Here is a 12,264-nt window from a genome sequence, read left to right as displayed (position 1 = left end):
TCTGCTCAAGATCGAGCCAGCACCCCTTTAGCTTCTCTTTATAAATCAGCTCTAAATGAATTGCGTTTGACAGGCTACTTTCAGCGACAAAATTAAAAATTGTTAATTAACATAAGGCAGCGATGCCAATTTAAACCTTATGGCTATCAAAACCATTGATGCTGTTGTCAAACCGATTTCTTCCGCTTCGCAGTCCGTTCGCTATCAGGTTGCCCATAGGGTTCCGGGGCGGGTGCGGCTTAAAGTCCCTCGTGTGAGCAGCGATGCGGACTATGCCCACAAGCTCAACTGGTTTGTCGAATCATTGAACTTTGTGACCAGCGTTCGGATTAATTTTTTAGCCAGTTCTGTTGTCATTTACTACCAGGTCGGCGTTGACAGCGAGACGGTACAAGCCTCTTTGGTAAAAGCATTAGAGCGAGCCAGCACCGAAGAAATTCCGCTAGAAGCGATCGTCACCAAAACAGAGCTTCGTCCTGAAATTGACTGGCTAGAACGGTTGGGGTTGCCCATGACAAGTTTGGGCGTGGCGCTATTGGTGCAGCAGTTAGCTTTACCGATTCCAGGATTGCTTTTGGGCGGATTGGTGACAGCGGCCGCGTTGCCCTTCTTAATGCGAACCGTAGACACCACAATCAAAGAAAAACGGCTGGATGCAGATATCCTGGATGCCTTGTGGATTACACTCTACACCGTCAAAGGAGACTATGTAGCACCCGCGCTGATGGTGAGTTTGATGGAGTCGGGCGAAGCGCTGAGAGACACGACAGGACGATCGCATGAGCGGCAGATTTTCGATTTGTTTAGCGGGCTGGATGCTTACGCACGAGTCGAGCGATCGGGACAAGAACAGCGCATTCCCCTCGAAGAACTCCAACTGGGCGATCGGGTGATTGTCTACCCCGGAGAGCGCATTCCTGCCAGTGGGCGGGTGTTTCGCGGCACGGGACTGGTCGATGAACATGAACTGACCGGAGAATCGACGCTGGTTTCTCGCTCCGAAGGTCAAGTCGTCCATGCTTCGACGCTGCTCCTCGAAGGAAAGCTCTGTGTCCTGGTCAAGCGCGTTGGCAAAAATACGCGAGTCGGTCTCACGGTGCAACTTCTACAACAGGCTCCCGTTCATGACACCCGCGTTGAAGATTACGCTGCAAAATTGGCGAATATGGCGATCGCGCCCACGTTGACATTAGGCGGACTGATCTTTGCGCTGACGGGCGATGTCTCTCGTGCGCTGGCTCCGCTGCACTTAGATTTTAGTCATGGAATTCGGCTCTCAGTGCCGACGACGGTGCTTTCGGCCCTCACCTACGCCGCCCGTAATGGGATTTATATTCGCAGCGGCCGGGCACTAGAAGTTTTGTCTCGCATGGATACGATCGCTTTTGACAAAACGGGTACGCTCACCCAGGGAAACGCGGCTGTAGTTGAGATTCAGACGGCTCACCCCACCATTTCAGAAGAGGACGTATTGAGGCTGGCGGCTTCTGTTGAGCAAGAAAATACCCATCCCGTCGCCAAAGCCATTCTGCGCTACGCTGCCTCCAAAGAGATTCAAGCCCAGCCCTGCGAAACCTGGGACTACCGCATCGGACTGGGAATTGTCGCCGTAATCGAGGGAGAACAAATTTTGGTGGGCAGTCCGCGCTTGATGCGTCAGGAAGGGGTAGAAACCGGAGACATCGATCGCCGCTATCCCAACCTGAGTCACCATTCTCTCGTTTATGTAGCCAAAGCGGGCAGCCTATTGGGAGTGATTGCCTACACCGACCCATTGCGTCCAGAAGCGGTCAAAGTTGTGCCACGTCTGCAAAGTGAAGGGATCGACACCTTTATGCTCACGGGTGACAATCAGGGCGTTGCTGAAGACGTGGCAACCAAACTGGGGATTTCGGTTCACAAAACCTATGCGGAAGTGATGCCCCAGGGCAAGGTTGAGACGATTCAACGGCTGCAAAGCAATGGGCGCGTCGTGGCGTTTATTGGAGAAGGCATCAACGATGCGGCGGCGCTGGCTCACGCAGATGTAGCGATTTCCTTTGCGACGGGCAGTGATTTGGCACGAGAAACGGCTGATGTCGTGCTGCTAGACGATGATTTGTGCGAGATTACCCATGCGATCGCCATTGCCAAACGAGCGATGGATATTGTCTATCAAAACACTGCGATCGTGGCGGTTCCTAATATTAGCGTCGTGCTGGCTGGCATTGTCTTTGCGCTCGATCCGATTTTGGGTGTGATTATCAGCAACGGCTCGATGCTGCTTGCCGAGTTAAATAGTTTTCGTCCGCTGTTTGATCCGGGTCAAGATCCCTTTGCCAAAGAGTTTGATGTCAAGAAACCAGAGCCAAAACGATTGCCCTCGATCGAGATGAAACCTGGGACGGTAGCGATCGCGTGAAAAATCGGACACTCCTAATTGGACATCACTGGATGGAGAATTGAGTCTGCATAATAGTCGCAAGATTGAAATTTGCAGTCAAAGTGAACCATCTCATCGAATTTATGCCCACTTGAGTGAGTCGTTTTGGATCATTGCTCATCGTCTATGGTCACGGTGGGAAGTCTGCACCATTTGAAAAGCGCTGTTAAGAGTTGGGGAGGCAATTTAAAAAAGAGCTTATTCTAAGGGCATCACTCCTCACCCTTAGGCCGCCATGCCTCGATGTCCTGTTTGTCAAACAAAAGTAGACGGCCAGAGCGCTCTCTTCGAGTTACCCGCAAGGGGTCGCTGTCCCTCTTGTGATTGGGAGCTTCAGGCGTTACCCTTTTTGATCGGTCTGGTGCCCGAAGTCGTTCAAAAAGAAGCCACCCGACTGGAGTGGGCAAAACAACTCTGGAAATCCGCCAAGCTGCACGTCCTTCAACTTCAACAAATCCAGCGCCAGCTTCAAGAAAGTCACGATCGAGCCAAACATCTCCAAGCCCAATTAGACCAGGCGTTGTACGAAAACACAACTTGGGCCGAAACCCTACGCGAACGAGAAACGATCGTCGTTTATTTACAAGACCAATTTGCCCAACTCCAATCCAAACAAGACCAATTCATCCAAACCCTCAACACGCCGCCGCTCCTCCCTTCCCCTCCCTCCTCCCTCCTCCCTCCTCCCTCCTCCCTCCTCACCGACCCGATCGCCGAAACCATTTCTCTCGACACGATCGCCCTCCCCGGCGGCAGTTTTTGGATGGGGTCACCCGATACCGAAGCCGAGCGAGACAGGAACGAAAGTCCGCATCACAAAGTGATCGTGGCTCCCTGCGCGATGGGGAAATTTCCAGTGACGCAGGCTCAGTGGCGAGTCGTCGCAGCCCTGCCCAAAATCAACCGATCGCTCAGTCTGTGTCCTTCTAACTTTGAGGGAGACGATCGCCCCGTTGAGCAAGTGTCGTGGTATGACGCAATCGAGTTTTGCGATCGACTTTCAGCACACACCGGGCACCTTTACCGCCTCCCCAGCGAAGCCGAGTGGGAATATGCCTGCCGCGCCGGGACGACCACCCCCTTTTATTTTGGCGACACGATCAGCCCCGATCAAGCCAACTTTGACGGCAACTACACCTACGGTAACGGCTTATCGGGTGCATATCGGCAAGAAACCACGGCGATCGGCACCTTTCAAACGCCTAACGCTTTTGGACTCTATGACCTGCACGGCAACGTTTGGGAATGGTGCGCGGATCACTGGCACGAAAATTATGAGGGCGCTCCTCTGAATGGTCAGCCTTGGGAAGATGAAGACGGCGGCACTTATCGGATTTTGCGAGGCGGCGCATGGTACTGTCTACCGGGATTATGTCGATCGGCGCAGCGACACTGGAATCAGCCCGACACGGGAGGCAGCGGCATTGGATTTCGAGTGGCGCGATCGCTGCAAGTAAATCGTGAGGGATCGCTTCAATAATTCGGTGTTTTTAGCCAGTTGCTTCAAGAAACTTCACTGTATCTTAAGACTAGGTGCGATAAGATTTCAGTATTCTTCTAACCAATCACAAAAACGGTTCTCAACAATGCTTGTTTGGGGTTAGAAGGATTGTTCCAGGTTTTCGATTAGCGCTTCTAATTCGTTTTATTGTGATGTCAAATGACCGTCTCATTTGATTCATTTTGCTGCATCACAAGCATGATAGAAAAGCACGACAAGCATGATAGAAAAGCACGCTGACCTGGCACTTAGAACGAGTTTACAGACTGCTTGACGAGAGAAAATTGACGAGAAAACAGCGAGGTCATCGTGTCAAAACAGGTAGAGCAATTTCATAAGCTGGTGTTACACAATCGAGTCTTGACCGAAAGACTAAAAGCCGCCGCCGATCGACCGAGTTTTGTGCATTTAGCAGTCCAGATCGGCAAAGAAAACGGCTATAACTTCACCCATCAAGAAGTCGAAAAATATGTCGATCGTCACTTCTTGTTATTGATGAGCCAGTTTTCTTAGTTTTTTGACGATCACCATTGCAAAACCTCTCTACAGAGCATTCACAAAGCTGTAGAGTTCAGATTCACAAGTGCTTCAAGAAGCTTATCATAGTCATTTGCAAAACTGGTATCACGATTGTCTATCGAGTCTTCATAAAGATTCCATTTTTCAATTCCAGAGTTTGTTGTAGACTCATGGTTAATTGAGATTTAAATCGTAAGCAACAGCTTTGAGCGATTAATAACTCAATGTCTTTTGTTAGCTCAATGTCTTTTGTTAGAGATTCAGGATACTTTCGAGACTCAGCGATCGACTAGAGAACGCTGTCAGGCTTCACACATTCAAGACTGCGAGTTTGAATCATCGGCTTAAGCGCCTTCTGGGGAAGTGTCTTTAGTCGAGTTCTCAAACGAACGATCGCGTTCATCAGAACAGCACTCTTGATGACAGCGATTGCTTCACAGCATGTATTTAGCTTTTCTATATTCCGCTTTCCTACATTCGGCTTTCCTAGCACTGATGCAGGTTTGCTCACTCACTCATCCCAAGTTAGGAGAATCTCATGGTTGCTGCATTTGCGACAGACTCATTTGTAACCGTTGAAAACATACATTACGAAATTGTGCATTGGATGCCTGGACGGTTCCGCATTCGGATTCCCCGCCTCTCCAGGGATGAGGAATATGCTCAAAAGCTCAAATATCTGGTCGGCTCTCTCAGCTTTGTCAACGAAACGCGCATCAATCCGGCAGCAAATTCCTTAGTTGTCGAATACCAACATCAAAACAGCGCCGCTCAGATTGCGATCGTTCAAGAAAAGCTGTTTCGGATGATTCAAGATGCGCCTCAGACTGCGGTTGATATGGCGCTAGTTGCTGCGGCTTGTGAAGACAAAAAAGCTAACAATGAGATTGATTGGGTAGAACGATTAGGCTTTCCCGCAGCAGGTTTGATTCTCAGTCTGGCCGCGATGGCTGGTGCACCGATTCCGCCGCTCTTGATTGGAGGTGTGGTCTTTGTGGGTGCCATTCCGGTCTTTAAACGCGCCTGGGAAGCGATCGAGCAAGAACAACAGTTAACCATCGACTTTTTGGATGGATTAGCGATCGCACTGCACACCGCCACAGGTCACTTCTTTGCACCTTCCTTTATGTTGGGTCTGGTCGAAGGGGGCGAGGCGATTCGCGATATGACGGCGCGCGGTAGCGAACGGGCATCCCTGGATCTGCTTGACTGTCTGGGCAAGACGGCCTTTGTAATTCGAGATGGTCAGGTGGTTGAGATTCCCACTCAGGAAGTGATTGTAGGCGATCATGTGGTGGTCTATCCCGGTGATCAAATTCCGGTTGATGGTGTAGTGCTAGAAGGAACAGGCATCCTCGACCAGTGCAAACTCACAGGGGAATCGGTTCCGGTGACGCGCACGATCGGAGAAGAAGTCTTTGCCTCGACACTACTAGTAGATGGTACTTTGACCATTTTGGCCGAACGCTGCGGTAACAACACTCGTGCAGGAGTAATTGTCAACTTAATGCAGGCGGCACCTGTGCATGACACACGGGTTGAAAACTACGCGGCATCCGTGGCAAACCAGATGGTAATTCCGACCCTGTTGATCGGGGCTGGTGTAGGGCTGGCGAGTGGAAATTTGAATCGAGCGATCGCCCTGCTCACACTAGACTTTGGAACTGGAATTCGGGTTTCTGTGCCAACTACAATTCTTTCAGTTCTCACCTATGCCGCTCGTAATGGAGTGCTGATTCGGAGTGGTCGAGCGATTGAAATTCTGGCAAAAATCGACACTGTAGTTTGTGACAAAACCGGGACGCTGACGATCGGACATGCAGGCGTAAACGACATTGATGGGATGGTCGATCGCTTCACCAAAGAAGAAATCCTCTGCTATGCAGCCAGTGCCGAAAAAGGCTTGACTCACCCAATTGCAGAAGCGATCGTTCACCATGCCAAAGACACGGGCGTGGCGCTCAAGGAATGCGAAGAGTGGGAATATAAGGTCGGTTTGGGTGCGGTTGCCAAGATTGACGGCATGACAATTCTAGTCGGCAGTCCGCGCTTTATGAAGCAGGAAAATGTCGATTTAGAACCCTATGGCATTCGCTATCCCGATGGGCTTGCGGGCGGACAGTCGCTTGTTTATGTCGCAGGGGATGGACAGCTACTCGGCGTAATTCGCTATAGTGATCCCCCCCGTCCCGAAAGTAAGGAAGTGATTCGTGAACTCAAGCGGATGGGCATTACGGTTCACATGCTGACGGGGGATGTGACACGGGTCGCTCACTCGATCGCTAACAACCTTGGCATCAATCCCAAGCACGTCTATGCAGAAGCCTTCCCTGAGAAGAAGGTAGAAGTGGTCAAAGCGGTACATGATAGCGGCAAGACAGTAGCATTCTGTGGCGATGGCATCAATGATTCGGCGGCTCTGGCTTATGCAGATGTGTCGATCTCCTTTGCAGGTGCCACAGATATTGCGAGAGAAACGGCGGATGTGGTCTTAATGGAAGATGACCTGCGCGGCTTAATCATGGCGGTCAAATGTGCCCGACAAGCAATGGATATTATCTGGCAGAACACGGCGATCGTTGCTGCTCCCAACTTAGGCGCTCTGCTTTCCGGGATCTTCTTTGCGCTCGATCCACTACTAGCCGTCGTGATCAACAATGGAACGGCAATTCTGGCAGAACTCAATGGTCTACGTCCACTGATGGGCCCTGGTGGCGAGATTCCAATGGGACACCAACTCAGCGCTGCCGAAATCGCGGATGAAGAACAACGGCTCAAAGATGTGGCAGAACATAATCTCAGTCAAGCAAAATCAACCACTCCCACTGCTAAGAGTGACGTTGTAACCGTTGATGTGAGTTCTGTTGCGATTACCACCTCCAACGGTAACGGAAACCCAAAGGATATAGAAACGGTAATCAGCACAAATGGCAAAGTTGATTCCGTAATTCCTGCTACCTCCAACGGTCACGGAACTACAAATAGTAACGGTCAGGGCCTCGTGAAAGAAATAGAAGCGATCGTACCTTCCACAACCAACAGACCTGCTGATGATCTGGTCGTTCCTTCTACATCCAATGGTCATCAGATTGCCCAAGACATTGATGCAGTAGTGATCACAAGCTCCAGCGAAGTATCTTCACCCCGACTTCCCGCGCCTCTGGGCAGGATGAAACAATCTGACCTGGCAAGACGGCTTGGCATTGCGACTCAAAGCTTAACTCGTCAGCGATCGAGTTCTGACTTTACGACCTGGAGCCAGTCCAAAGATCCTGAAGGCATTGCCTGGTTTTATGAGCCAGCCACCAAATGCTACTACACGATCGAAGTTGAGCGTCATGTGCAAATCAACAGTCCGATTGATCAAGCCCGAAACAGCGGGAGGACAGCGATCGAGGTTTAATCTCTAAAACATTTTGGCCCTTAAACTTTGAGAGTTTAGGGGCTGTTTTTGACATGCCAGGAGGAAGGTCAGAGACTCGGCAATAGGAATGTACCATGACTCAAAAAATACAGCCAAACTTTAATGAAGAAGACGCGATCGCTCATCTAGAGTGGGCGAAAACGATGTCTCGCAAAGACCGCTTTTTGCTGCAAATGTTGGTGTTTGTGCCGATTTGTTTAACTCTGGATTGGGCCCATGCTGATCCGATGGTGGTGTTTATCACAGCAGGGCTGGCGATTATTCCTCTGGCTGCCTGGATTGCTAACTTTACAGAAGCGATCGCAACCGTCATTGGTTCCTCGCTCGGCGGTTTGTTGAATGCTAGTTTTGGTAACGCGACGGAATTAATTGTCTCGATCGTGGCACTGCGGGCAGGCATGATTGATGTTGTGAAAGCAAGTTTGGCAGGTTCGATTATTGCTAATCTGTTAGTCGGGTTGGGCATTTCGTTTTTACTAAATGGTGTGCGGTTTAAAAAGAAAGACGTACAGGTGAATCTGCGCCGCGCCAATGTTTCTCGCCTTAATGCGGGGTCACTGAACCTGGCAGTCATGTTTCTACTCACACCTGCCGCCCTGCAATTCACATCAAGAACGCTGAATATTGAAGTTCACAATCGCCTTTCTTACACGGCTTCAATTCTATTGCTGTCGTTTTATGCGTTGATGCTGCTGTTCTCAATGCGGACACACAAGTATCTCTTTGAACAAGAAGAAGATGCCGAACCAGAGGGCTATGGCAATGAAGTAAGCGGGAAGAAGTTTCTCTGGGTGAATGCTGGTTTGCTGTTGGGGTCAACGATCGTTCTCCTCTTTGTCTCTGAGGTGCTAGTCAGCAGTTTGCAGACGGCCTCCGAAACGCTGGGATTGACCAATCTATTCATGGGTGTGATTGTCTTACCATTGTTCGGGGCGGCGGTAGAATACATTACTTGCGGAATTTGCGCCTTCAAAAACAAAGTCGATTTAGCGGTGTCGGTCGCGATCGGTTCCAGTCTGCAAATTGCCTTGTTTGTTGCCCCGATTTTGGTCTTGGTGGGCTGGTTTATTGGTCAGCCGATGAATCTAGCCTTTGACACCTTTTCGCTGGTTGGCGTGGGCATTACGGTGGTGATGACAAATTCGGTGAGTACCGATGGTCGGCACAATTGGCTAGAAGGCGTTTTGTTGCTGATGACCTATGCTATGTTGGGCACCGCATTTTACCTGCATCCCTGACCTCACTGGCGAGACTGAAGAATCTTTGCGCCAATGTTGATTTGAACTAATCGATACAGTTCATCTGAGGGTTTAGTGGGGGTTGGGCCGCCTAAAAATCCCATCACATTTCTCACCACTTGAATCGGGGTCATAATCAATCCCCAGGGAAAGCCCCACCAGCCCACAAACAGCGAAAGCAAGCTGTCTTTTAATTGTTCAATGCGTCCACACTTTCGGCAGCAAATGTGAGGTCTGCTACTCCAAGACGTTAGCACTAATGCTGACCAGACGCGATGAGAGGTGTGAGCATCGATCGGCCCCTGTCCTTTGCAGCGCGGGCACGCACTCTGATGTAACAGTCTGACTTGCTCTCTCAAATGGTCTTCAGGGATCTCCTGTGCGGCAACCAGCGAGTAGCCATTTTGCTGACATCTGCGATTACAAAACCGATAGCCATAAGCTTGAGTGCCGCCAAATAGAATGTTGGTTCCACAGTAGTCACACTTCGCCATGTTGCCCTCTCATTCGATGTTCAAAATCGCCCACTACTCTAGCAGACGACTTCAATCCGTCAAGCGTTGTTGGTCTGCAAAGTTTTCAGAGTAGCCATCTTCTCGCCACTCACGTAGAGATCAAGCTTCGCGATCATTGCTCGATCGATTCTCCATCGTCCGGACTCTAAAGGGGTGGGTCGTCATGCCAAACATCAGAGGCGCTTCCCTATTCAACAAGTTTCACCCATTGCAAAGGGGCAGGTTCAGAGAGTGAAGTCCATGTTCTTTCAATGAGGCTTGTTTAGCCAGGGAACGCGAAGGGCTTGAACGAGAGATTCGATCGGCGGGGGATTAGTGAGATCCAAGGTTCGTTCAGGCAAAAGCTGCGATCGCTCAGGCAGATCTAATGTTCGTTTAAGGCAAAAGCTGTATTTGTTCGCCCGGAAGTTGTGTTTGCCTGCCCGAATCCTATGTTTGGCTGCCCATTCATAAGTTTTGCTTCAAGAGAAGTGAGTTTCGCTTAAACGTTTCTAATATTTACGCAGCCTTCATCATGCAGTGAACGAAGATGAGTAGATACTGTAGTGCTAGAACTTTATATAATTTCTTCAAAATCTATGTCTTATCAAATCAATGTTGTGATCGAGAAAGATGCGCGTGGCTACTACGCCTACTGTCCACAGCTTAAAGGTTGTCAAACCCAAGGAGATACTCTGGAAGAAGTGCAAACCAACATCAAAGAAGCTGTCGAACTCTATCTAGAAACTCTTTCCGAAGCAGAGAAGCAAGCACTCCAAAATGAGGAAATTACGACGATGCTTTTAGAGGTGAACGTTGCCTAGACTCCCTCGCCTCACTGCTCAAGAAGCTGAAAAGCTTTTGCTGGATAGTGGCTTTTTGCTGTTGCGAATCAAAGGAAGCCATCATATCTACTTCAGGGATGGCCTTCGAGTAGTTGTCCCCTTTCATTCTGGAAAGATTCTGCATCCAAAGATTATCAAGCTGGTGATTGCTGCCATCACCCCTGATGAGGAAGATGACTCAGAAGAGACTTTGGAGTAAAGAGTGACATTCTCAGACCTCTACAACCGAAAGCTGCGGTGCCAGGTAACGGATTTGTGAAACGCTGATTCTGTCGTTGAAGAGAAACTTAATAAAACGCCAGGACTATGGTGTACTAAAGTTCACAAGTCTCCACGCGAGAGGAGATACACCCCTCCCCACCATACCCCCCATACACATTCCTGCCAAATTTGCTTTTGCACACTAAAGCCAAACTTTCCTGCACTGTATTTCACCCACAGTTGATCGATCGTCCGTAGATCCTGACACGGGAATTGCTGCACGTCTTCCTCGCGCAACCAGCCTTGCTTCTGCCGCCCCATTGCCACACACATCACCCGTAGTGTTTCTTGATCGGCTTCCTGCCGTTTGCCCGTTTTCAGCATGTCTTGCAACGGCTTGTAATCGATCCCTCTTTCTGAGTGAAGATCCCCTAAATCCATTGCTCGACTATTGCCACATCCTCATCCGAGAGCGACAGCGTTGCCTGTAAAAGCAACGGAAATTAGAGGATTAGCCGAATTGTAACCCTCCCCACTCGTGCTTTAGGCAGTACGATCGGTGTAACATCGATGTAATAAGTGACAGAATCGTATAATAAATTATCGAAAAGAAGTATTCTTTTACTTGGATTTTCTAGAATTTATCAATCCTGTCGAATGAACAACGATCGCGCCCAAAGGTTATCCCATGATGCAAGCCCTACAACAACCTATCAGCTTTGATGAGTTTATCGCCTGGTATCCAGAGAACTCAGACACTCGGTACGAATTACGCAATGGAGTTATTGTCGAGATGCCAAAAGCGAGAGGCAAGCATTCAGATATCGGCGGTTTTTTGAGCGGCTCTCTGTTTGTAGAAATCAATCAATCTAAATTGCCTTACTTCATTCCTAAAGAATGCGTGGTTCGCTCAGAAGATGGAGAGTCTGGGTATGAACCCGACGTGATTGTGCTAAATCGGCAAACCATTGACAACGATCCCAGATGGGCAAAAGAATCTGTGATCACCCAGGGACGATCAGCCGTACTCGCGATCGAGATCGTCAGCACCAACTGGCGGGATGACTATCACAAAAAATTTGCTGACTATGAAGCGCTCGGTATCGCGGAGTATTGGATCGTCGATTATTTGGGACTGGGCGGCAGACGCTATATTGGCTCTCCAAAACAGCCGACGCTTTCTGTTTATCAGTTAGTCGAAGGGGAATATGAAGAACAGCAGTTTCGAGGCAACGCTACGATCGCTTCCTCCACCTTCCCAAATTTGACCCTGACGGCTGAACAAATCTTTGCGGCAGGACAGTAGCGATATGAACCTGGAAAGGCTGATTAAGGGCTGATTCTGAAGTTACACATTGCTAATCTCTAGCGCTTTCCACCCCAAAATAGATTCATCAATTGCACTTGCAGTTCGGTAAATAGCTCGATCGCCCAGACCACGATCGTTTCTCGCACCACTTCAACTAAAAAGTCTGTAACCATCTGAGTGATCAATTCAGCAATAAACCCAGCCATCATTTCGGCGATCGCTTCAGCTAACCAGACAATAACTCCACTCATACAAACTGCTCCAGGAAGACGGTTTGCTGGAAATTATAGAGCGGATGCAACCTCAGATCA

Annotated in this window: 11 protein-coding genes; 8 read left to right on the top strand and 3 right to left on the bottom strand. The window is 49.4% G+C overall.

The annotated features are described in order from the left end of the window. Window positions 1-139: 139 nt before the first annotated feature. From ACKFKH_RS24795 to cax, 5 genes are all read left to right on the top strand, one after another. Window positions 140-2,401, top strand: a complete 2,262-nt coding sequence (locus ACKFKH_RS24795) for a heavy metal translocating P-type ATPase (protein WP_446861017.1) — start codon at window positions 140-142, stop codon at window positions 2,399-2,401. A gap of 256 nt (window positions 2,402-2,657) precedes the next feature. Continuing rightward, window positions 2,658-3,902 (top strand): formylglycine-generating enzyme family protein, encoded by a 1,245-nt coding sequence (locus tag ACKFKH_RS24790; RefSeq protein WP_446861016.1) that lies wholly within the window; start codon window positions 2,658-2,660, stop codon window positions 3,900-3,902. Between the two features lie 330 nt (window positions 3,903-4,232). Continuing rightward, window positions 4,233-4,436 (top strand): Nif11-like leader peptide family natural product precursor, encoded by a 204-nt coding sequence (locus ACKFKH_RS24785; RefSeq protein WP_446861015.1) that lies wholly within the window; start codon window positions 4,233-4,235, stop codon window positions 4,434-4,436. A gap of 544 nt (window positions 4,437-4,980) precedes the next feature. Next, window positions 4,981-7,845 (top strand): heavy metal translocating P-type ATPase, encoded by a 2,865-nt coding sequence (locus ACKFKH_RS24780; protein ID WP_446861014.1) that lies wholly within the window; start codon window positions 4,981-4,983, stop codon window positions 7,843-7,845. 95 nt (window positions 7,846-7,940) lie between these two features. Continuing rightward, the gene (gene cax / locus ACKFKH_RS24775; protein WP_446861013.1) at window positions 7,941-9,104 is read left to right on the top strand and encodes a calcium/proton exchanger; all 1,164 of its coding nucleotides are present in this window, start codon (window positions 7,941-7,943) and stop codon (window positions 9,102-9,104) included. 2 nt (window positions 9,105-9,106) lie between these two features. Here cax and ACKFKH_RS24770 read toward each other — a convergent pair whose 3' ends face one another. Further along, window positions 9,107-9,598 (bottom strand): hypothetical protein, encoded by a 492-nt coding sequence (locus tag ACKFKH_RS24770; RefSeq protein WP_446861012.1) that lies wholly within the window; start codon window positions 9,596-9,598, stop codon window positions 9,107-9,109. A gap of 599 nt (window positions 9,599-10,197) precedes the next feature. Here ACKFKH_RS24770 and ACKFKH_RS24765 point away from each other — a divergent pair. Together ACKFKH_RS24765 and ACKFKH_RS24760 are read left to right on the top strand one after the other, a co-directional pair. Further along, window positions 10,198-10,422, top strand: a complete 225-nt coding sequence (locus ACKFKH_RS24765) for a type II toxin-antitoxin system HicB family antitoxin (RefSeq protein WP_446861011.1) — start codon at window positions 10,198-10,200, stop codon at window positions 10,420-10,422. Next, window positions 10,415-10,642 (top strand): type II toxin-antitoxin system HicA family toxin, encoded by a 228-nt coding sequence (locus ACKFKH_RS24760; protein ID WP_446861010.1) that lies wholly within the window; start codon window positions 10,415-10,417, stop codon window positions 10,640-10,642. The genes ACKFKH_RS24765 and ACKFKH_RS24760 overlap by 8 nt, the downstream gene beginning before the upstream one ends. 122 nt (window positions 10,643-10,764) lie before the next feature. Here ACKFKH_RS24760 and ACKFKH_RS24755 read toward each other — a convergent pair whose 3' ends face one another. Beyond that, entirely contained in the window at window positions 10,765-11,085 is a 321-nt protein-coding gene (locus ACKFKH_RS24755) for a GUN4 domain-containing protein (protein WP_446861009.1), read from the bottom strand. A 250-nt stretch (window positions 11,086-11,335) separates the two neighbouring features. Between ACKFKH_RS24755 and ACKFKH_RS24750 the strand changes: the two genes are divergently transcribed. Continuing rightward, window positions 11,336-11,950, top strand: coding sequence for a Uma2 family endonuclease (locus ACKFKH_RS24750; protein ID WP_446861008.1), 615 nt, complete (start codon window positions 11,336-11,338; stop codon window positions 11,948-11,950). Between the two features lie 59 nt (window positions 11,951-12,009). On the opposite strand, the gene ACKFKH_RS24745 is transcribed toward ACKFKH_RS24750, so the two are convergent. After that, window positions 12,010-12,204 carry a hypothetical protein gene (locus ACKFKH_RS24745; RefSeq protein ID WP_446861007.1) on the bottom strand — a complete coding sequence of 65 codons (195 nt, stop codon included), beginning with the start codon at window positions 12,202-12,204 and terminating at the stop codon, window positions 12,010-12,012. Window positions 12,205-12,264: the final 60 nt, after the last annotated feature.

This window comes from Phormidesmis sp. 146-20 (assembly GCF_052939475.1).
The sequence above is the reverse complement of the archived record's forward strand: the minus strand, read 5'-3'. Positions and strand labels throughout refer to the sequence as shown.